The following is a 21,451-nucleotide window of genomic DNA, read 5'->3' as shown; positions in this document are numbered from 1 at the left end:
CCCGCTCAACCCCAGGCGTTTTCCGAAGCCGCCACGACACGCGGCACCACATCGAAGGGAAAGCTCATCGAGACCCGCAAGCCACGGCCGTCGTGATTGCCGATTTCCCACTCCCCACCCGCACGCCGCACCAGACGTTCGACGATCGCAAGCCCCAGCCCGCTATGCCCATTGCCGCCGCGTGCCGGGTCGAGCCGAACGAACGGCCGGCTGGCATTGATCAGGTCCTGCGCGGCGATACCACTGCCGTTGTCGCTCACTGAAAGCGCGAAGCCTTGCGCCGTGCGCGCCGTGGCGACGACGATCGGCGGCGCGCCGTAGGCATGTGCGTTGTCCAACAGGTTCGACAGGATCCGGTCGAGCGTCGCCGCCGGCAGCAGAAAACCCGGCCCTGCGTTGAGTTCGGTCTGCACCGTGGGCCCACCGGCGGCGACCGCACGATAGCTGCGGACCACGCGCTCGCACTGCCCGTCCACTTCGACCGCTTCGCTGCGATCGGCGCCGTCGTGTGCGAACACCAGAAACTGTTCGACGATATGCGTCATCGAATCGACGTCGCGCACGACGCCGTCACGCATCTTCACTTCTTCCATCATTTCTGCGCGCAGCCGCAAGCGCGCCAGCGGCGTTTTCAGGTCGTGTGCGACGCCGGCCAGCATCACGGCCCGGTCGTGTTCGGTGCGCGCCACTTCCTGAACCATCTGGTTGAAGCCGTGCGTCAACTGCCGCAACTCGCGCGGACCGCGTTCAGGCACCGGCGGCACCGGCAGGCCGCGGCCAAAGCGCGCCACCGCCTGGGCAAGCGAGCGCAACGGCTGCTGCAGCGCCCACGCCGCAAAAAGCGCCGCCATCACCGCGAACGAGAAAATGATCGCGAGCCATAGCACCGTGCGATCGAGCGAGCGAGGCGTGCGCAGTGGCTGCACCGGCACCACGATCCAACTGCGATCCGTGGTGGCGCGCACCCATAGCGTGGGTGGACGACCAGGCTGGCCGATCCGCACCAGCGTGCCGGTGGGCATGCGATCACGCACGTCCTCGATGAACCGTTCAAGCGGCGCCGGCAGCGCGGTGTTATCCGGCGGTACGTCGGGGCTCGCCGGATCGACCAGCCTGACGCGCGACGGCAAGGGCTGGTCCGGCGTGCGGGCGACGTGCTGGCGCACCGCGTCGACGAGAAAGGTGGCTTCCTCGACTGCGTAGCGCGTTTGCAGTTGGCTGCGCTCGAGCCGCATAAGCGCGTACCACGCGAAATGCGACAGCAGCAGCACCGCAATAACTAGCAGCGCCAGCCGCCCGAACAGCGAATCAATGGGCCGGCGCATGCTGTTCGCCGTCCGGCACGAACACGTAGCCGCGTCCGCGCACCGTTTGAATGAAGCGCGGCGTGGACGGGTCGGTTTCGAGAATGCGACGCAAACGCCACACCTGTACGTCGATGCCGCGATCGGTGCCGTCGTATTCCGGACCATGCAGCAGTTCGAGCAGACGCTCACGTGTGAGCGTGCGCATGGGGTGATTGACGAAAATCTTCAGAAGCGCGAATTCGCTGCCCGACAGCGTGAGCGGCTTGTCTTCGAGATGCAGCGTACGCGACTGGAAATCCAGCGTGAAACGGCCGAAGTTGAACGGCTCGCGCTGCTCCGGCGCCGCCGCCGACGGCAGCGTGCGGCGGCGCCGCAGCACCGCCTGCACGCGCGCCAACAGCTCGCGCGGGTTGAACGGCTTGCCGAGATAGTCGTCCGCGCCGAGCTCAAGCCCGACGATGCGGTCCACGTCGTCAGCACGTGCGGTCAGCATGATCACAGGGATGTCGTCACCCGACGCGCGCAGCTTGCGCAACGCGGTCAGCCCGTCCACGCCCGGCATCATCAGATCGAGCACGATCAGATCCGGACGCTCGCGTTCGAGCCTGCGCTCGAGCGTGCCCGCGTCGTGCAGCACCGAAACTTCGATGCCCTGACGGGCCAGATAGTCGCGTAGCAGATCGCGCAATTCGACGTCGTCGTCGACAACCAGTATTTGAGTAGCCATGGGATGAAGTTTAACGCGCAGCAGGAAGGGTTTTCGATTTCAGACGGCCCGCAAGGGTTACCGGGTGTTACGGTGAAAGCCGTACGTAATGACCCGTAACAGCCGCATCAAGCCACGTAACACAGCGCCGGGCGCAGTTCTCTACGCTGTGACTTACCGAATGCAGGCCGTCCACATTACCGGTTGCATCGTCGGCTATTCCATTACAGGGAGTCTTACATGTCCACCAAAAAAATGTCGCGCGTTCTCGCCGTTGCCGCCACTGCCCTCGCGATTGGCGTGGGCGCTGCCTATGCCGCCCAACCCGCCGATCACGGCGGCCCCGGCGGCTGGCATGGCCACTTCATGAAGGAACTGACGCAACTGCATGACCAGTTGAAGCTGAACGCGGATCAGGAAAAGCAATGGCAAGCCGCGCTCGACACCATGAAACAGAACCATGAGGCCATGCGCGCCAACCATGAACAGATCAAGAACCAGATGAAGGCCGCGCAGCAACAGCCGATTCTGGATCTGAACGCCATGGCTGCCGCGCACCAGCAGGTCGAGCAGAAAGACGCGCAACTGCGTCAGCAAACCACGGACGCGTGGCTCAAGCTCTATAACGGCTTGAACGACCAGCAGAAGACCACCGTCAGCACGGCGCTGAAGCAGCGTTTTGCGAAGATGGAAGCGCGTCACGAGAAGATGCGCGACCGCTGGGAACATCATGATAAGGGTGCAGCGTCGGCACCGGCTGCGAATCAGTAAGCGGGTCGAAGCAGGCGGAAGGCGGCTCGCGCGGCCGTCGTCCGAATGAAAAAACGCCACGGAAAAACTTCCGTGGCGTTTTTGTTTGCGTGCAACTCACGCTTCAAGCCGGGGACTCGTTGCGCTCGCAACCAGCCACCTTCAACCATCGGGCGATGAAAGAACGTCCGATGATTGGCACTTACCCGTTGAGCGGACCCAGATCGAACAGCAGCACTTCGGCGTTGTCGCCGTTTTCGAGCGTCACCGTATCGGTCTCGCTGAGCTTGGCGGCGTCGCCGGCGTGGAGCGCTTTGCCATTCACGGTCAGCGCGCCCCGCGCCACGTGCACATACGCCAGCCGGCCTTTCGGCAACGCAAACGTGGCCTGTTCCGCGCCATCGATCAGCCCCGCGTAAATCGATGCATCCGCGTGAATCGTCACCGAGCCGTCGCGGCCGTCGGGCGAGGCGACCACGCGCAGACGCCCGCGCTTGTCGGCGTCGTCGAAGCGCTTTTCCTCGTAGCCGGGCTGGTCACCCGCACGTTGCGGGATCACCCAGATCTGCAAGAGGTGCGCCGGCTCGTCCTGCGATGCATTGAACTCGCTGTGCTGCACGCCCGTGCCGGCGCTCATGCGCTGCACGTCGCCGGGACGGATGGTCGAGCCGTTGCCCATGCTGTCGCGGTGCGCGAGCGCGCCTTCGAGCACATACGTGACGATTTCCATGTCCCGATGGCCGTGCGTGCCGAAGCCCTGGCCGCCGGCGATACGGTCTTCGTTGATCACCCGCAGCGGTCCGAAATGCACGTGTTGCGGGTCGCGGTAGTCGGCAAACGAGAAGCTGTGATACGAGTCGAGCCAGCCGTGATTGGCGTGGCCACGTTCGTCGGAACGGCGAATCTCGATCATGGGGGATCTCCCGGTGAGTAAATAGCGATGCCCAGAATGTATGGGCGCGAGGCGCACTAAACAATCGGCAACGACGCACTGGATCGTTCCATAAATCCGTGCAATCGCGCGCCGGGACCGTCGCGCATGCACAACGCATGCGCCCGCCCACCGGCAGCCGGCGCCGTCCCGCACTGGCGCGCTGCCCCTGATCGGGTAAAATACCGCCCTTTTCAAGACGCGTGGGCGCCGAAGGCGCGCCGGCGGGCCCGAAGCGGCACTTGCACGCGGCGCGACAATTTTGACCGCCTAGAATAGCGACGGCTGGCCACGAGCCGGCGGTCGTCGAGATCGGCACACCACGACGATCAGTTTGATCCAGGAGAAACATGAAGAAGGCCGCACTGTGCGTGGCGCTTGCCGTCATGGCCACCGGCGCCATGGCGAAAGAATGGAAAACCGTGCGCATCGGGGTGGAGGCCAGCTACCCGCCGTTCGAATCGAAGGCGGCCAGCGGCCAGGTCGTCGGCTTCGACGTCGATTTGACGAAAGCGCTGTGCGCAAAAATGAACGTCAAGTGCGTGTGGGTCGAGCAGGACCTGGACGGGATCATCCCGGCATTGAAGGGCAAGAAGTTCGACGCGATCGTGTCATCGCTGACCGTCACGGACAAGCGCCGCGAACAGATCGATTTCTCCGACACGCTGTTCGACGCGCCGGCCCGCATGATCGCCAAAGCCGGCTCGCCGCTGCTGCCCACGGCTGAATCACTGAAGGGCAAGCATGTCGGCGTCGAGCAGGGCTCGACTCAGGAAGCCTACGCCAAGGCGTACTGGGAGCCCAAAGGGGTGACCGTGGTGTCCTACCAGAATCAGGATCAGGTGTACGCCGACGTCGCTTCGGGGCGCCTCGACGCCGCGTTGCAGGACGAATTGCAAGCCGACGCCGGGTTCCTGAAGACGCCTCGCGGCAAAGGCTTCGCCTGGGCCGGCCCGGAAGTGAAGGACCCCAAGACGATCGGTGAAGGCACGGCCATCGGCCTGCGCAAGGATGACGTCGCGCTGAAAGCGATGCTCAACCAGGCGTTGGCGCAAGTACACCAGGACGGTACGTTCAGGAAGCTGGAAAAGCAGTACTTCGACGTCGATATCTATCCTGGTCGTTGAGTGGGTCATCAACTCGGGGCTCGCCCGCATGGGCTTTCCCGAGGCTTCGTAATACAGTCGCTGATAGCCTCAACAAGCAGTTTCAGAAGCAGCTTCAACCCCGATTCACAACAAGAATCGAAAAGCGCGCTGCAAGACCGGCAACGGCCATGCAGTCATGATTTGCACAGCGGTGCGCTGTGCGCCGCAGGAAACGGCGAGCCCAGGCTCGCGGCAAACGCGGCGCAGAGCTGGCCGCGTCTTTCGCGCTGCGTCACAAACGCATCGTCAAGGACCCCATATGTTCCTTCAAGGCTACGGCCCGCTGCTTCTCAACGGCACCTGGCAAACCGTCAAACTGGCGGTGTTGTCGCTGGCGTTCGCTTTCGTGCTGGGCCTGCTCGGCGCGGCGGCGAAACTGTCGAAAAACCGCTTCTCCCATGGTGCCGGCACCGTCTACACGACACTCGTGCGCGGCGTGCCCGACCTGGTGCTCATGCTGCTGCTGTTCTACAGCATCCAGATCTGGCTGAATAACCTGACCGACCTGCTCGGCTGGGACCAGATCGACATCGACCCATTCGTGGCCGGCGTCGCGGTGCTGGGCTTCATCTACGGCGCGTACTTCACCGAGACCTTCCGCGGCGCGTTCCTCGCGGTGCCGCGCGGCCAGCTCGAAGCGGGCTCGGCCTACGGCATGACCGGCTGGCAGGTGTTCACGCGGATCATGTTCCCGCAGATGATGCGCTTCGCGCTGCCCGGCATCGGCAACAACTGGCAGGTGATGGTGAAAGCCACGGCGCTGGTGTCGATCATCGGTCTCGCGGATGTAGTCAAGGCCTCGCAGGATGCGGGCAAGGGCACGCTGCGGTTCTTCTTCTTCACCCTGTTCGCAGGGGCGATCTATCTCGTCATCACCACAGTGTCCAACTTCGTGCTGATGTACCTCGAAAAGCGTTACTCGACCGGCGTGCGAAAGGCGGATCTATGATCGAGATCATTCAGGAATACTGGCGCAACTATCTGTATACCGACGGCTACCGCCTCACCGGCGTCGTCATCACGCTGTGGTTGCTGGTGGTGTCGATCGGACTCGGCTTTTGCCTGTCGATTCCGCTCTCGGTCGCGCGCGTGTCGAAGAAGAAATGGCTCGCCGGTCTGGTATGGCTGTATACGTATATCTTCCGCGGCACGCCGCTCTACGTGCAACTGCTGCTCTGCTACACCGGCTTGTACAGCCTCGAAATCATCCGCAACCACGAGCTGACCAACGCGTTCTTCCGCGACGGCATGCATTGCACGCTGCTCGCGTTCACGCTGAACACCTGCGCATACACCACCGAGATTTTCGCGGGCGCGATCAAGGCCACGCCGTATGGCGAGATCGAAGCGGCGCGCGCGTATGGCATGTCGTCGTTCACGCTGTACCGGCGGGTGATTCTGCCGTCGGCGCTGCGCCGCGCGTTGCCGTACTACAGCAACGAAGTGATCCTGATGCTGCACGCCACCACCGTCGCGTTCACCGCGACCGTGCCGGACATTCTCAAGATCGCCCGTGACGTGAACTCGGCCACGTACCAGTCGTTCAATGCGTTCGGCCTCGCCGCCCTGCTCTATCTGTTGATTTCTTTTGCGCTCGTATGGCTGTTCCGCCGCGCCGAGCGCCGCTGGCTCGCTTACCTGCGGCCGCAAGGCAAGTAAACAAGATGGGCGCTACGCCCCCAAGCAAGTAAGCCCGCCAAGGACCCCGATGAACACCAAGAAGCAAAAGCTCTTCGTCGACGAGCTTCACAAACAGTACGGCGACAACGAAGTCCTCAAGGGCGTGTCGCTGAAGGCCAACGCCGGCGACGTGATCAGCGTGATCGGCTCATCCGGTTCGGGCAAGAGCACGATGCTTCGCTGCATCAACTTCCTCGAGCAGCCGAACTCCGGACGCATCTTCGTCGACGGAGAAGAAGTCCGCACGCAGCTCGCCAAGAACGGAGCTTTGCGCGTGTCCGATCCGAAGCAGCTGCAGCGCGTGCGCACCAGGCTGTCGATGGTGTTCCAGCACTTCAATCTGTGGGCGCATATGAACGTGCTCGAGAACATCATCGAGGCACCGGTCAACGTGCTGGGTCTGAAGCGCAAGGAAGCCGAAGAGCGCGCGCGCGAGTATCTGGAGAAAGTAGGCCTCGCTCCTCGTCTTGAGAAGCAGTACCCGTCACACTTGTCGGGCGGTCAGCAGCAACGCGTCGCGATCGCGCGCGCGCTGGCCATGCATCCGGACGTGATGCTGTTCGACGAACCGACTTCGGCGCTCGATCCCGAGCTGGTCGGCGAAGTGCTCAAGGTCATGCAGACGCTCGCCGAAGAAGGCCGCACGATGATCGTCGTCACTCACGAAATGGCGTTCGCGCGCAACGTGTCGAATCACGTGATGTTCCTGCATCAAGGCCGGGTCGAAGAAGAAGGCCATCCGGACGAAGTCTTCAAAAACACGAAGAGCGAACGGCTCAAGCAGTTCCTCTCCGGCAGCCTCAAATAAGACTGTCGTACAGCCTGGTATTTGGGCTGTAGTCAAAGTAATATTACAAGGCGCTTACGAGCGCCTTTTTTACTTCGCTCACCTGTGCATTCCGGCCGTTCTGACCTCGAAAATGGGCCCGAACCTGTCCCGAGCCACTCTCTTTCCGCCTTACTCTGCCGCATTTGAAGCGTCAATAGTGGCAATCCTTGACGTTGCTCGTCCCAATCCGTGATTCCCTTACGGCATAAGGGTTTCCCGCCTTTTTGGGGATATCGCGACCATTCCTTGCACACATTCGTATTGCAATTTGGAGACACCGGCCCAAGCCGGTACTAATTTCTTCTCCCACCCCAGGGTATTTTTGATAAATTAGTAACCAAAGTAGCAAAACAAAGTTCATTAAAAGTAGTTTCACTTCAAAGCAACAGAGGAGAACCGGTCGGCGAGGGATCGGCATGACGCGAGGAATAGCCCGCTGAGGCTATCCGTCACGGCAGGAGACCCAATCCACCCGCTAATCTCCCTGGTACCGATTTCTGTTCGGCGCGCTTGCGTCCGAACACCATTCGCAGTACTAGGTTTCACTTTTTGACAGGGTATGGAGGAGAAGATGAAGAAAGCTTTGCTCGCCGCGGCGCTGATGACAGCCGGTGTAGTTGCGCACGCCCAAAGCAGCGTGACGCTGTACGGCCGCCTTGACGCTGGCCTCGAATACATCAGTGGCCTTCCGAACGCTAATTACACCGGTTCCACCTCGCGCTTCCGTGCGGAAAGCGGTGACTGGGGCACGAGCCTGTGGGGCATGAAGGGTGTCGAAGACATCGGTGGCGGCAACAAGGTCCTGTTCCAGTTGGAAGGCTCGTTCAACACCATGAACGGTCAAGGCCCTGGCGGCGGCGGTCTCTTCAATCGCTGGGCAACGGTCGGTATGGCGAACGACGCGTACGGTACGTTGACGTTGGGCCGCATGCTCTTCATCTCGAACGGCGTGTGGGACTTCGACCCGTTCGGTCAGTCGAACTGGTCGTCGGCATCGCTGGTGCGTGGCCGCAACTGGCCGCAATCGAGCAACAACATTGCCTACCAATCGCCGAAGTTGTACGGCTTTGACATGTATGGTCAGTACGCCCTGTCGAATGCGACGAGCTGGAACGGTAACGGCTCGACGCCGCAAGGCCGTGAAGCCGGTCTGCAACTGACCTATACGTCGTCGCTGTTCCAGGTGCGCGGTCTGTACGACGAAATCCGCAACAACAAGAACGGCCAGTTCACCGACCCGTTCAACTTCTCGCGTGAATACACGGCCGCGGCCAACGTGTTCCTCGGCCAGTTCAAGGTCCAGGCCGCGTACCAGGCGATCCGTACGTCGGGCGCGGCTAGCGCAGCAGGCGCGTCGCCGACCTCGCTCGATCACGAATGGGGTGGTGTGACGTGGCAAGCCACGCCGGCTGCCGCACTGATCGCGGCGGTCTATCACGTGAATGCGAACAAGGGCGGAGGTAACGCAACGATCTACACGATCGGCGGCTCGTACAACCTGTCCAAGCGCACGCTGCTGGACCTCCAGGTGGCCACCGTGCGCAACAGCAAGACGGCTAACTTCGGTCTGGACGCGAACGGCGCAGGCAATGGCGGCAACATCACCGCTTCGGACGGCACGGTCTCGTACAACGAGAACCCGCTGCATGGCAAGAGCCAGACCGGCGTGTATGCAGGTATTCAGCACTCGTTCTAATCGAACAGTGTGCCCCGGGGGGACTTCCTTCGGGGCGTAGTAACAAGTTCTCCAAGAGAATCTTTTTCACGCTGCTGCGAGAGGCGCGTATCGGTGCGATGTCCGAAAGGGTATCGCACCGTTTTTTATTTGCGCGCACGGTTTTGCCACTCCCCGGCGCACCTGATCGGTGCGTGCGTGCCGCGGATGTCAATACCGGCGCTTTAACTCTGCGTTTCAACAGTGCGAGTCGAACCGCTCAAACTGCCGCTTCGTTCTCCTCACCCGTGCGAATCCGGATCACACGCTCCACGTCCGCGACGAAAATCTTGCCGTCGCCAATCTTGCCGGTGCGCGCCGCGCCGATGATCGCGTCGATCACCTGATCGCACTGGTTGTCCGCGACGACCACTTCGATCTTCACTTTCGGCAGAAAGTCGACCACATACTCTGCACCACGATAGAGCTCGGTGTGGCCTTTTTGCCGACCGAAGCCTTTGACTTCCGTCACGGTCAACCCCGTGAGGCCGACTTCAGCAAGCGCCTCGCGCACTTCGTCGAGTTTGAACGGTTTGATGACTGCAGTGATGCGCTTCATGGCGGACCTCGTCTCGTGATGGGAAGGTTGAAAGGAGAATGGATGATTTTTATTCTACGCCGCGCCGGATGCGTTGCGGCAATCCGGCGCGTGCTTCTGGTCTGCTATGGGGTAAGTCCGCAGCCGTTCGCCTGAGGCTCACTCCACCGGCTCGGTGTAGCGCGACGTAATCGGATAACGCCAGTCGCGGCCGAACGCGCGATGCGTGACGCGAATGCCGATCGGCGCCTGACGGCGCTTGTACTCGTTGATCTTGATGAGGCGCGTGACGCGTTTCACGTCGTCGACCGCGTAGCCCGCCGCGATGATTTCGGCAAGCGAGCGGTCCTCTTCCATGTACATGCGCATGATCGCGTCGAGCACTTCGTACGGCGGCAAGCTGTCCTGATCGGTCTGGTTGTCGCGCAGTTCGGCCGACGGCGCGCGTGTCAGAATCCGCTCGGGAATCACGTTCTGCTTGCCGAAAGTCGTGGCCTGATTGCGGTAATGGCACAGCTTGTAGACCAGCGTCTTGGCGATGTCCTTGATCACCGCGAAGCCGCCGGCCATGTCGCCGTAGAGCGTGCAGTAACCCACCGCCATCTCGCTCTTGTTGCCGGTGGTCAGCACGATCGAGCCGAACTTGTTCGACAACGCCATCAGCAAGGTGCCGCGGATGCGGGCCTGAATGTTTTCTTCGGTGGCGTCTTCGGCGCGGCCGGCGAATTCCTCGGCGAGCGAGCCGCGGAATGCGTCGAACATCGGCGCGATCGCGATTTCGTCGTAACGCACACCGACGCGGCGCGCCATGTCGGCTGCGTCGGTGGTGGAAATGTCGGCGGTGTAGCGCGACGGCATCATCACCGCCCGCACGCGGTCAGCGCCCAGCGCGTCGCACGCGACGGCCAGCACCAGCGCCGAATCCACACCGCCCGACAGGCCGATCAGCGCGCCGGGGAAGCCGTTCTTGTTGATGTAGTCGCGCACGCCCATCACGAGCGCGGCATACACCTGCGCTTCGAGCGAGAGTTCCGGCGCAATCACCGTGAGCACCGGCTTGCCGCCGTCGAACTCGACAATCGCGTTGCCTTCCTCGAACTGCGCCATCTTCGCGACCAGCTCGCCCTTTTCATCGAGTACGAATGAGCCGCCGTCGAACACCAGTTCGTCCTGCGCGCCGACCATGTTCACATAGACCATGGGCAAGCCGGTCTCGCGAATCCGCGCGCGCAGAATGTCGAAGCGCACCGCTTCCTTGTTCAGGTGATAGGGCGAGCCGTTCGGAATCAGCAGCACTTGCGCGCCCGCCGCCTTCGCCATTTGCGCGGCCGACGCATGCCACGCGTCCTCGCAAATCACCACGCCGTACTTCACGCCGTCCAGTTCGAACACGAACGGCTGCGGGTCGGAAGCGAAGTAGCGCTTCTCGTCGAACACCTCGGTATTGGGCAAATCCTGCTTGCGATAGGTGCCGGCCACTTCCCCGTCGACGATCAGCGAGGCCGCGTTGAAGGTATCGACCGGCGGCACGCCGCGCTCGATCGGCGCGTTTGCATTACCATGGCCGTTTGCCGCGCTGTGCGTCAAGTCACGCAGCGGGTGGCCGACAATCACATGCAAGCCGGCGAAGGGCTTCAGTTGCGTGGCCAGATCGGCGAGCGCCGCCGCACTCGCGGTGTAGAACGCGGGACGCAGCAACAGATCTTCGGGTGGATAGCCGGATAGCGCGAGTTCAGGCGCAATCAGCAGCTTCGCACCATCGTTGTGCGCGGCGCGCGCGGCAGCGACAATCTTCGCGACATTGCCGGCGAAGTCGCCGACGGTGACATTGATTTGAGCAAGAGCGATTCGGGTCTTCATGGCAGGATCGACAGGCAAGCCAGGCGGCTTGCGAGTACCGTGGCTGGTTAGCTCGACGGCAACGGACAAATCGGATAAACGAACGACGCATCGCTAAATGCTTGGCGCCGCTCATTGGGAACAGTCACACAGATTGAACCAGGAACGCTTTGATTATCGCACGGGCATTCTGGCGTCGCCCTCCGAGGTGGACGCCGCGGAATGGAATGCCCTCCTTGCGCAGCAAGCGCAGCCCACGCCGTTTCTGCGGCACGAGTTCTTGAGCGCACTGCACGCGACCCGTTGCGCGGTCGCCGATACCGGCTGGGCGCCGCAATTCGTCACGCTCACCGACCCGCGCACGGACAAGCTCGCGGCGGCCGCGCCCGTATATCTGAAGGGGCACTCGTACGGCGAGTATGTCTTCGATTGGGCGTGGGCCGACGCGTACAAACGCAACGGCCTGCCGTATTACCCGAAGCTGCTGTGCGCGGTGCCGTTCACACCGGTGCAGGGCAACCGGCTGTTATCGGCGGATACGCATGCGCTCAGGCATCTGGCCGCGACGCTGATGGCGTTCGCCGAGCAGGCCGACGTGTCGTCGCTGCACGTGCTGTTTCCGACCGAAACGGAAAGCACTGCGCTGACCGACATGGGCATGATGCAGCGCGAAGGCGTGCAGTTCCACTGGCTGAACGACGGCTATCGCGACTTCGACGATTTCCTCTCCACGCTCGAACAGAAGAAGCGCAAGAACATTCGTGCGGAGCGTCGCAAGGTTCAGGAAGCCGGCGTGACGATGCGGCGGATTCGCGGCGAAGACATCCAGGACGCCGACTGGCGATTCTTCAGCAAGTGTTATCGGCAAACCTACCGCGAGCACTTTTCGAGTCCATATCTGAACCTCGATTTCTTCCGCATGATCGGTGCGTCGATGCCGGAAAATCTGCTGCTGGTGATCGCCGAATACGAAGGCAAGCCGATCGCCAGTTCGCTCGTCATCTATCAGCGCGACGGGAAAACCGGCGGCACGCTCTATGGCCGTTACTGGGGCGCGTTGGAACACGTGCCCTGCCTGCACTTCGAAACCGCCTACTATCAGCCGCTCGAATTCTGCATCGAAGAAAAGCTCGGTGCGTTCGAAGGCGGCGCCCAGGGCGAGCACAAGATGGCGCGCGGTTTTCTGCCGACTGTGACGCGCTCGGCGCATTGGCTCGCGCATCCGGGCTTCGCCGATGCGGTCGGCCACTTCCTCGACAACGAAAAGAACAGCATCCACGCGTATGTGGACGAGCTGCGCGAACACAATCCGTTCAAAGGTTGAAGCGTACCCATGGCGTGGTTTCTGTATCTGCTCGAATGCTCGGACGGCAGCGTCTATACCGGCATTGCCACCGATGTGCAGGCTCGCTTCGACAAACATGTGAGCGGTGAAGGCGCGCGCTATACGCGCTCGCGCAAACCGGTGCAGGTGCTGGTGTCGTTTGAGTTGGCCGACCGATCAAGCGCTTCGCGCGCCGAGTATTGGGTCAAGCGTCTGTCGCCTGCGGAAAAGCGGGCGCTAGGAGCGGGACTGCGCACGCTCGAATCGGTGTTGCCCGTGCCCGGACCCGAGCCGGTTGCCACGGAGGAAGTGGAAAAAGAAACCGGCACGTCTTAACAGCAACTTCGCTTCGTCACGCGCTCTGGCTGCAAAGCGATAGTCAGCGGACCATGCCAAGGCGGATGCTTCTGCTCACCGCCTACCCCCTCGCCTCTCGCATCCGCTCAGTCAGCAGCCGATGCATCAGCGCGATTTCGCCCACCGCGTCCGCCTCCAGCGACGTCAACCGCTCCCGCGGGGGAAGGTCGTGCCGGATCGGCCGCAACGTCCTGTTCAAAGCCGCGTCGATGTCCGTGCTCGTGGCCGCAATCCACGCGTCGAGTTCATCGTGCATGCTGCGCCGGTTCGTACTCAAGCGCAGTTGGGTCGCGGTTCCCGCCATTTTTCGCAATACGCTCAGTACCGTCAGCGTCACCGTGTCGACCATCGAGTCCTCGAGCTTTTCGAGTCGAATGCGGCCGATAGCCTCCTCGGCGTTATTGCTGCCCAGGCCAGCAGCTCGGCGCAGGCGTTCCATGTCCTTCTCGCTTCGGTCCGGCGACTCCAGTGCCGCCCTCAGATACGCGAGATTGGCTCGCACCGCGTCGCTCAGATAGGCGCGATAGTCGACTTTTTCCCGCGTCGGCCACAGATAGAACGTTGCCAGCAGCGCCAATACACAGCCAAGCACATTGTTGCCGAGCCGTGTGAGCGCGAAGGCGAATTCGCTGGCGCCGGGCGTCGCGAAGTCGGCCACGAGCACGAAGGTCGGGGTCAGGAAAAGTACGAACAGGCTGTAGCTGACGGGACGCAGCGCCATGGTGGCCACCACCAGCGGAAACACCGCCAATGAAATGCCGAGAGGCGAATGGATCGCATAGCCTATGCCGGCCGCCAGCACGCCCCCGACGATGCTCCCTGCGGCGCGCTCGATACTCCGTGGCCAGGTCGCGGCAATGGACGGTTGCAGGATCAGCAGCGTCGCCATGGTTGCCCAGTAGCCGAAGGGAAGCCCGAGCGCCCGGATGACCAGAAAGCCCGCCGTGGTCGTGACGCCTACGCGAGCAGCGTGGCGCAAGCCGACCGACTGAACGGAAAAGTTTGCCTTGAGGGTCGACCACGCCCGCGTCAGCAGTCTGACGGCACTGTCCGACCACCCGAGCGGCTGGGCAGTCGTCGGTGCGAAATCGACCAGTTCGAAGTCGAACTTCAATGTCACAGGTTCCATCAGCGCGGATTCGAGTCGCCGCGCAAGGCGTCGCAAACGGAGTTGCAGGTCGGCGAGACGGTTCCATTGCGCTTCGTTGGTGGCCGCGCCGATTCTTCGCAGAACCTCGCCCAGCCCGGTCAGCAGCCGAGCCGCACGTCTGGCGCGACGTGCGTCTTCGGGGATTTTTTCGCAGGCGCCGGTGACCGCAATCAGGTAGGCAAAAAGCGCTTCACTCTCGGTCAGCAGGGCGAGCAGATTGTCGTAGGCTTCCCGGCCGGCCGTTCTCGAGCCAGGCACGTTCGCCAGTGCCTTGCGTGAGCGCTCCAGCGCAGCGCGTGCATCAGCGCGAAATTTCGCGGCATGCGTGGCCCACTCGCCAGGCGCTGCGCGCTCTTCGAGCAGTCGCGCGCTGTCGAAGGCGATGTCCGCCAGACGCAGATACACCGCGCGCAGCGAAGCGCGGCTCGTGCCGAACGGATGAATGCGCCAGACGGTCAAGCTCAGCACGACGGCGAACAGGCATCCGGCCAGATAGATGCCGAGAAACGCCGCACCTTCGCGAAGGTGGTGCATCGGCCGGTCGACCATCACCACGCAGGCGGTCGCCGCGAGAATCGTCACCTGCGATGTCGCGGCGCCCCAGATCCTGCCGAACGCGCCGAGCGCCGTGAATACCAGAATGGCGAGCGCCGCGAACACCGCCCCCTCGCCTGACGCGAAGGCGGTCACGCCACCGCACACGGTGGACAGAAGCGCAAAGCCCATCATCGAGGCGAAGCGCGCGCGATTCGAGCCGGCCGCGTCGGCGAGACAGGTCCAGAAAGCGCCGATCGCGGCCCATGCAAAAACCGGGTCGTGCAGCAGATTGCCGAGCACCAGCATGGCGGTGGACGCGCAGGCGGCTCTCAGCCCTTCCGACAGATTGGCCTCGCTCGTCGAAAACGACACCATCCATACCGGCCGTCTGCGGTAGATCGCGGTGACGAGCGCGTACAGGCTCGCGTAAAGGCGGCTCGGCCAGCGCAGCGACGAAGGGTTGGACTTGCGATTCAGCATCCGGACGGTGGGCTTCCAAAAAACGCACGTTGGCGCTACCTCAGCGCATTAATACGCCGACGGCGGAAAACCTGCCGTGGCCGCCGAATGATAAGGGTTAACACTCATATATAAAAATGCCTTCGGTTCATCCATTCGATGCGTTGTGTCTATGCGCTGCAACGCCCGGCCAGGCAGGCGCACTGACCGCAAGACACGCTGGGCGGGGAGCGGAATTCCTGAAAACGCCGCCCATGAAAAAACCGCGTGGCCCTTGCAGGCTCACGCGGTTTTTTCATCAAGCACCGATGTAACGCAGCTTACTTCTTGTAGTTCGCCACGCCTTCGGTGATTTCCTTGTGAGCGGCTTCGATGCCGGCCCAGCCGTCGACCTTTACCCACTTGCCCTTTTCCAGCGCCTTGTATTGCTCGAAGAAGTGCTTGATCTGGTCCTTCAGGTATGCCGGAACGTCGTCGATCGACTTGAGATCAGCGGTCATCGGGCAGACCTTGTCATGCGCGACGGCGACCAGCTTGGCGTCGACGCCCGATTCGTCAGTCATTTGCAGCATGCCGAGCGCGCGGGCGCGGACCACCGAGCCGGCCAGCAGCGGGAACGGCGTGATCACCAGCACGTCGACCGGATCGCCGTCGCCCGACAGCGTTTGCGGAATGTAGCCGTAATTCGCCGGATAGCGCATGCCCGTGCCGATGAAACGGTCGACGTGGAGCAGGCCCGTTTCCTTGTCAGCCTCGTACTTCACCGGATCGCTTTGCGCCGGAATTTCGATGATGACGTTGAAATCTTGCGGAAGGTCTTTGCCTGCGGGGACGTGATTGAAGCTCATGAGCGCTCTCTGATCAGATGGAATTCGGAACGCGGCGTGCGACGCGCGGGCTCGAGCGGCGTGAATCGTGAAACTCGCCAGCATGAGGCGCTACGGCCGGACAGTGCGGAATACGCCATTATAGCCAATCGGCCGATGGCACCTCTGGTTGGATCGGCGCGATAATCGTCTGGCGTCGCTCGATTGTGCCTCTCGTTTGTGAACATCGCGTATCTGAACCTCGGCCTGAACCTCGGCTTGAATCACGGCTGGGTGACACCTCAAGGAGCATGCATGGAAGAAGCCCGGCATTTCATCGGCGGCGAATGGTCCGCTGCATCAGGCGGCGAAACGATCGCCGTACTCGATCCCTCGGACGGCCAGCCGTTCACCCGGCTGGCTCGCGGCACCGCGGCCGATATCGACGCCGCCGTCCATGCCGCCCGCCGCGCCTTCGAAGGCGCATGGGGCGAAGCGAGCGCCGCCGAACGCGGCCGCGTGCTGTACCGGCTGTCGATGCTGGTGGCCGCCCATCAGGAAGAACTCGCGCAACTCGAAGCCCGCGACACCGGCAAGCCGCTCAAACAGGCGCGCGCCGATTCGGCTGCGCTCACGCGCTATTTCGAGTTCTACGCCGGCGCGGCGGACAAGCTGCACGGTGAAACGCTCCCCTATCAGGCCGGCTACACGGTGCTGACGATCCGCGAGCCGCACGGCGTGACCGGCCACATCGTGCCGTGGAACTACCCGATGCAGATTTTCGGCCGTAGCGTCGGCGCGGCGCTCGCCACCGGCAATGCGTGTGTCGTCAAACCGGCGGAAGACGCGTGCCTCTCGGTATTGCGCGTCGTCGAACTGGCGGCCGAGGCGGGCTTGCCGGCGGGCGCGCTGAATATCGTCACCGGTTACGGGCATGAAGCGGGCGCGGCGCTCGCGCGCCACCCCGGCATCGATCACATCTCCTTCACCGGCTCGCCCGAAACCGGCAAGCTCGTCACGCAAATGGCCGCGGAGAACCACGTGCCGGTCACGCTGGAACTGGGCGGCAAATCGCCTCAAATCGTTTTCGCCGACGCGGATCTCGACGCGGCCTTGCCCGTGCTGGTGTCGGCGATCGTGCAGAACGCCGGGCAAACCTGCTCGGCGGGCAGCCGCGTGCTGATCGACCGCGCAATTTATGAACCGCTGCTCGACCGGTTGAGCAGCGCGTTCCACGCGCTGCGGGTCGGACCATCGCACGCCGATCTCGATTGCGGTCCGCTGATCAACGCGAAGCAGCAACAGCGCGTGTGGGACTTCCTCTCCGACGCCCAACACGACGGCATCCCGATGGCGGCTCACGGCGAAGTCATCCCCGAAGCGCCCGAAAGCGGCTTCTATCAGGCGCCCACCTTGCTGCGCGACGTGCCCGCAAGCCACCGTCTCGCGCGCGACGAAGTGTTCGGCCCCGTCCTCGCCGCGATGTCGTTCGCCGACGAAGACGAAGCGCTCTCGCTCGCCAACGGCACGCAGTACGGTCTGGTCGCGGGTATCTGGACGCGCGACGGCGCCCGGCAGATGCGCCTTGCGCGGCGTCTGCGCTCCGGCCAGGTGTTCATCAACAACTATGGCGCGGGCGGCGGCGTCGAATTGCCGTTCGGCGGCGTGAAGCATTCAGGCCATGGACGCGAAAAAGGTTTCGAAGCGCTGTATGGCTTCACGGTGTTGAAAACCATCGCCATTCGTCACGGCTAGGCAGGCTGAGTGAGTGCGGTTGAATTCGCAGCGAAGTTAGTGAAAGCATCACCATCCACAACAAGCAACGGAGACATCATGCGGTTGACAGGTAAAACAGCCATCGTCACGGGTGGCGGCTCGGGTTTCGGCGAAGGCATCGCGAAGACCTACGCGCGCGAAGGCGCGAACGTGGTGGTCAACGATCTGAACGGCGCCGCGGCCGAACGTGTGGCGAGCGAAATCGCCATCGCCGGCGGCAAGGCGATCGCGGTGGCCGGCAACGTCACGCAACGCGAGGATTGGCAAAAACTGCGCGAGGCCGCGCTCGAAGACTTCGGCAGCGTGCAAATCGTCGTCAACAATGCCGGCACCACGCATCGCAACAAACCGGTGCTCGACGTGACGGAAGCCGAATTCGACCGCGTCTATGCGGTGAACGTCAAAAGCATCTACTGGAGCGTGCAGGAATTCGTGCCGTATTTCCGCCAGCAAGGCGGTGGCGTTTTCATCAATATTGCGTCGACGGCCGGCGTGCGGCCACGGCCAGGCCTCATCTGGTACAACGGCAGCAAGGGCGCGGTGATCATCGCCAGCAAGTCGCTCGCCGTCGAACTGGGCCCGGACCGCATTCGGGTGAACTGTGTGAACCCCGTGATGGGCGAGACGGCGCTGCTGACCGAATTCATGGGTGTCGAAGATACGCCTGAAAACCGCAAGCGCTTTCTCGCCGGCATTCCGCTCGGGCGGTTTTCGACGCCGCAGGATATCGCCAACGCGGCGCTCTATCTCGCCTCGGACGAGGCCGAGTTCGTCACCGGCGTGTGCCTCGAAGTGGACGGTGGGCGCTGCGTGTAAACGCCATGCTAACCAAACCATCCAGCACGGCTAGAATCGCGATCGACGGCGGCACTTCATTTCCACAAGAAAAGAGGAGACACCATGGCTAGTCCCGCAAATCCGCTTCACCATCCCGGCGCGGGAGCGCCACCTTCCAGCTTCGAAGAGGCGACCTACCGCAAGGTCAGTTGGCGGCTCGCGCCGTTCCTGATGCTCTGCTACGTGGTCGCATATCTCGATCGCGTCAACGTCGGCTTCGCCAAGCTGCAAATGACCACCGATCTGGGCCTAAGCGACGCGGTCTACGGCTTCGGTGCGGGGATTTTCTTCCTCGGCTATTTCATCTTCGAGATTCCGAGCAACGTCATCCTGCACAAAGTAGGCGCACGCGTGTGGATCGCACGGATCATGGTGTCGTGGGGCGTGATCTCGATGCTGACCATGTTCGTCACCACGCCGACCATGTTTTACGTGATGCGCTTCCTGCTCGGGCTCGCCGAAGCGGGTTTCTTCCCCGGCATCATCCTGTATCTCACCTACTGGTATCCGTCGCACCGGCGTGGCCGCATGACCACCTGGTTCATGACGGCAATCGCGTTGTCAGGCGTGATCGGCGGCCCGGTCTCGGGCTATATCCTGAAGAGCTTCAACGGCATGAACGGCTGGCATGGCTGGCAGTGGCTGTTTCTGCTCGAAGGGATTCCTTCGGTGATCGTCGGGATCATGGTGTTCCTGATGCTGGACGACCGCATTTCGAAGGCCAAGTGGCTCACCAAGGAAGAGAAGGAACTGCTCGAACGTCAGGTGTCAGCCGAAGAAGCCACCAAGCACGACATGCCGATTCGTCAGGTGCTCACGAGCGGCCGCGTGCTGATGCTGAGCCTCACGTACTTCTCGTTCGTGATGGGCCTCTATGGCGTGAGCTTCTGGCTGCCGACCATCATCAAGGCGACCGGCGTGACCGACGCGTTCATGATCGGCATCCTGTCGGCGATTCCGTTCGCGGCGGCGGTGGTCGCGATGGTGTTCGTGTCGCGCAGCGCGGACCGCAAGCGCGAGCGGCGCTGGCATATCGCGTTGCCGGCCTTCGCCGGGGCGATCGGCCTCGTGCTCTCCGTGGTGTGGGCGCACAACACGGTGCTGGCGATGGCCTCGCTCACGCTCGCGACCATGGGCATCCTCACCACCTTGCCGCTGTTCTGGAGTTTGCCGACGGCGATTCTCGCCGGCACGGGCGCGGCGGCCGGCATCGCGATGATCAATTCGATCGGCAATCTCGCGGGCTTTCTCAGCCCGTACGCGGTCGGCTGGCTGAAGCAGGCAACTGCCGCGAACGACTCCGGCATGTATATGCTGGCGGCGTTCATGATCCTCGGCGGTCTGCTGGCGATCAGTGTGCCGGCGAAGATGGTCAATAAGTAAGCGCGGCTGACCGACGATCTCGCGGACGACGTAACGCAGCAACCACCGCCAAAAGTCCTGAGTTACGCGTAACGCGCTCCACGTTCCAAAGAAAAAGCCCCGGCATCTTCCAACGCCGGGGCTTTTTCATATGCGTCTATTGCGGTCTACAGCGGCGCGTCTCAACCGCTCGCCGCAGCACTCAACGCATCAAACGATATTCATCGCCAACGCACTCTCGCGATAATGCTCGCTCGCCTTGGCGGAATCGCCGATCTGTTCATGCAAACGCGCCAACGCGCGATGCGAACGAATTTTCAGCGTCTCGTTGTCGGCCAGTTTCAGTGCACGTTCGAGGAACGATTGCGCCTTGCCCCACAACTGTTGATGCAGGCATAAGCGGCCCAACGCGAACATCAGGTCCGCGTCTTCCGGGCGATCCTTCTGCCAGCCTTCGGCCTTCTGGATCAGCGGCAACGCGTCGCCCCCGGTCGTGTCCGGATAGCGGCGCAGCAGACGCGCGTCCCAGTTCTGCGCCAGCGCCTCTTCGACAATCTTGCGGGCTTCCTGCGGACGATTCAGCGACACCAGCAATTCGGCCGCGAGATCAGCAAGACGCGGCGAATGACGTTCAGTCGCCGACAGCGAATTCCACAATTCCAGCAGGGCATCAGCGTTATGACGCCGGTCGCGCAGCAGGTTTTCCGCCGCGAGCTGACGCAAACGCACCGCCACCGCCGGATGGATCGCCTCGCGTTTTTCCAGCGTCTTGACGAGCTTGAGCACTTCGCTCCAGTTCTTCAATTGCTGTTGCGCGCGCAACGTGATCTGCTGCGCGTGAATCCGCCGTGCGCCCTGCGACTGCATTTCAGTCAGCGCGGCGAGTGCACCGTCCGCGTCGCGGCCATCGGCACGCATGTCGGCGGTCGCCATCAGGCGGGCGTCCTGCCAGTCGGCCCCGTCGATCTGGGCGAGCCACTCGTCGCGCCGCGCATATTCATGCATGCGATGCGCCGCGGTGGCCGCGATCAAACCGGCCGCGCCCTTGTTGTCGCCATTCGTGAGCGAATCTTTCGCGGCTTTTTCAGCGCGCGAGAAACGCCCGGCGTACAGATTGCCGATCGCGTCACGCAAAGCGGCGTGCGCCTTCGCGACACGCGAGCGAGCACGGTAGGCCGCCACGCGCTGCGGCATGCGCCAGATGTTGCGCACGATGCGCAGCAGCGCGTACAGCAGGATGAACAGCACCACCAGCCCGACCACGAACAGATTCAGCGAGATGTCGACGCGGTACGGCGGATAGACCAGCAGCACCTGCCCCATGTCGAAGCGTCCGACCACCGCCAGCACCACCGCGATGGCGAACAGCAACGCGAGCCATAGAAGTCCCCGGATTGCCAT

At 62.6% G+C, this 21,451-nt stretch carries 19 protein-coding genes; 11 read left to right on the top strand and 8 right to left on the bottom strand.

The window, feature by feature from the left end:
- Positions 1-5: 5 nt before the first annotated feature.
- Both FSO04_RS06800 and FSO04_RS06795 read right to left on the bottom strand, forming a co-directional pair.
- Complete coding sequence (locus tag FSO04_RS06800) at positions 6-1,325, bottom strand: ATP-binding protein (RefSeq protein ID WP_154558955.1); 1,320 nt, start codon at positions 1,323-1,325, stop codon at positions 6-8.
- Positions 1,309-2,034 (bottom strand): response regulator, encoded by a 726-nt coding sequence (locus tag FSO04_RS06795; protein WP_054035058.1) that lies wholly within the window; start codon positions 2,032-2,034, stop codon positions 1,309-1,311. The genes FSO04_RS06800 and FSO04_RS06795 overlap by 17 nt, the downstream gene beginning before the upstream one ends.
- Before the next feature lie 219 nt (positions 2,035-2,253).
- Between FSO04_RS06795 and FSO04_RS06790 the strand changes: the two genes are divergently transcribed.
- The gene (locus FSO04_RS06790) at positions 2,254-2,784 is read left to right on the top strand and encodes a periplasmic heavy metal sensor (RefSeq protein ID WP_154558954.1); all 531 of its coding nucleotides are present in this window, start codon (positions 2,254-2,256) and stop codon (positions 2,782-2,784) included.
- Between the two features lie 181 nt (positions 2,785-2,965).
- Here the strand turns inward: FSO04_RS06790 and FSO04_RS06785 are convergent, their stop codons facing one another.
- On the bottom strand, positions 2,966-3,676 hold the full coding sequence (locus FSO04_RS06785) for a pirin family protein (protein ID WP_154558953.1): 711 nt from the start codon (positions 3,674-3,676) through the stop codon (positions 2,966-2,968).
- A gap of 368 nt (positions 3,677-4,044) precedes the next feature.
- On the opposite strand from FSO04_RS06785, the gene FSO04_RS06780 reads away from it, so the two are divergent.
- The 5 genes from FSO04_RS06780 (at position 4,045) to FSO04_RS06760 (ending at position 9,047) form a co-directional block, all read left to right on the top strand.
- Positions 4,045-4,821 (top strand): ABC transporter substrate-binding protein, encoded by a 777-nt coding sequence (locus tag FSO04_RS06780; protein ID WP_154558952.1) that lies wholly within the window; start codon positions 4,045-4,047, stop codon positions 4,819-4,821.
- Between the two features lie 280 nt (positions 4,822-5,101).
- Positions 5,102-5,791, top strand: coding sequence for an ABC transporter permease (locus FSO04_RS06775; protein ID WP_154558951.1), 690 nt, complete (start codon positions 5,102-5,104; stop codon positions 5,789-5,791).
- Positions 5,788-6,501: an ABC transporter permease gene (locus tag FSO04_RS06770; RefSeq protein WP_097391735.1), complete on the top strand. Its 714-nt coding sequence runs from the start codon at positions 5,788-5,790 to the stop codon at positions 6,499-6,501. Before FSO04_RS06775 ends, FSO04_RS06770 begins: the two co-directional genes overlap by 4 nt.
- A 49-nt stretch (positions 6,502-6,550) precedes the next feature.
- Entirely contained in the window at positions 6,551-7,330 is a 780-nt protein-coding gene (locus FSO04_RS06765; protein ID WP_154558950.1) for an ABC transporter ATP-binding protein, read from the top strand.
- A gap of 592 nt (positions 7,331-7,922) precedes the next feature.
- The gene (locus FSO04_RS06760) at positions 7,923-9,047 is read left to right on the top strand and encodes a porin (RefSeq protein ID WP_154558949.1); all 1,125 of its coding nucleotides are present in this window, start codon (positions 7,923-7,925) and stop codon (positions 9,045-9,047) included.
- 238 nt (positions 9,048-9,285) lie between these two features.
- Here the strand turns inward: FSO04_RS06760 and glnK are convergent, their stop codons facing one another.
- Together glnK and FSO04_RS06750 are read right to left on the bottom strand one after the other, a co-directional pair.
- Positions 9,286-9,624 carry a P-II family nitrogen regulator gene (gene glnK, locus FSO04_RS06755; RefSeq protein ID WP_006048444.1) on the bottom strand — a complete coding sequence of 113 codons (339 nt, stop codon included), beginning with the start codon at positions 9,622-9,624 and terminating at the stop codon, positions 9,286-9,288.
- Between the two features lie 138 nt (positions 9,625-9,762).
- On the bottom strand, positions 9,763-11,463 hold the full coding sequence (locus FSO04_RS06750) for an NAD+ synthase (protein WP_154558948.1): 1,701 nt from the start codon (positions 11,461-11,463) through the stop codon (positions 9,763-9,765).
- 133 nt (positions 11,464-11,596) lie between these two features.
- Here FSO04_RS06750 and FSO04_RS06745 point away from each other — a divergent pair, with 133 nt between their 5' ends.
- Positions 11,597-12,766, top strand: a complete 1,170-nt coding sequence (locus tag FSO04_RS06745; protein WP_154558947.1) for a GNAT family N-acetyltransferase — start codon at positions 11,597-11,599, stop codon at positions 12,764-12,766.
- Positions 12,767-12,775: 9 nt separating this feature from the next.
- Positions 12,776-13,102 carry a GIY-YIG nuclease family protein gene (locus tag FSO04_RS06740; RefSeq protein ID WP_154558946.1) on the top strand — a complete coding sequence of 109 codons (327 nt, stop codon included), beginning with the start codon at positions 12,776-12,778 and terminating at the stop codon, positions 13,100-13,102.
- Between the two features lie 82 nt (positions 13,103-13,184).
- Here the strand turns inward: FSO04_RS06740 and FSO04_RS06735 are convergent, their stop codons facing one another.
- Complete coding sequence (locus FSO04_RS06735) at positions 13,185-15,290, bottom strand: FUSC family protein (protein WP_154558945.1); 2,106 nt, start codon at positions 15,288-15,290, stop codon at positions 13,185-13,187.
- 299 nt (positions 15,291-15,589) lie between these two features.
- A complete protein-coding gene (gene ppa / locus FSO04_RS06730; RefSeq protein ID WP_154558944.1) occupies positions 15,590-16,117 on the bottom strand; it encodes an inorganic diphosphatase in 528 nt (175 codons plus the stop codon).
- A gap of 273 nt (positions 16,118-16,390) precedes the next feature.
- On the opposite strand from ppa, the gene FSO04_RS06725 reads away from it, so the two are divergent.
- The 3 genes from FSO04_RS06725 to FSO04_RS06715 all read left to right on the top strand — a co-directional run bounded on the left by FSO04_RS06725 (position 16,391) and on the right by FSO04_RS06715 (position 20,071).
- Positions 16,391-17,830, top strand: coding sequence for an aldehyde dehydrogenase family protein (locus FSO04_RS06725; RefSeq protein WP_154558943.1), 1,440 nt, complete (start codon positions 16,391-16,393; stop codon positions 17,828-17,830).
- Between the two features lie 78 nt (positions 17,831-17,908).
- The gene (locus FSO04_RS06720; protein WP_154558942.1) at positions 17,909-18,667 is read left to right on the top strand and encodes an SDR family oxidoreductase; all 759 of its coding nucleotides are present in this window, start codon (positions 17,909-17,911) and stop codon (positions 18,665-18,667) included.
- 84 nt (positions 18,668-18,751) lie between these two features.
- Positions 18,752-20,071, top strand: a complete 1,320-nt coding sequence (locus FSO04_RS06715; RefSeq protein ID WP_154558941.1) for an MFS transporter — start codon at positions 18,752-18,754, stop codon at positions 20,069-20,071.
- A gap of 189 nt (positions 20,072-20,260) precedes the next feature.
- On the opposite strand, the gene FSO04_RS06710 is transcribed toward FSO04_RS06715, so the two are convergent.
- A complete protein-coding gene (locus FSO04_RS06710; protein WP_154558940.1) occupies positions 20,261-21,451 on the bottom strand; it encodes a heme biosynthesis protein HemY in 1,191 nt (396 codons plus the stop codon).

Origin of the sequence: Paraburkholderia madseniana, assembly GCF_009690905.1 — a bacterium.
GTDB lineage: Bacteria > Pseudomonadota > Gammaproteobacteria > Burkholderiales > Burkholderiaceae > Paraburkholderia > Paraburkholderia madseniana.
Note: the sequence above shows the minus strand (reverse complement) of the source record. Positions and strands in the feature narration are given on the sequence as shown.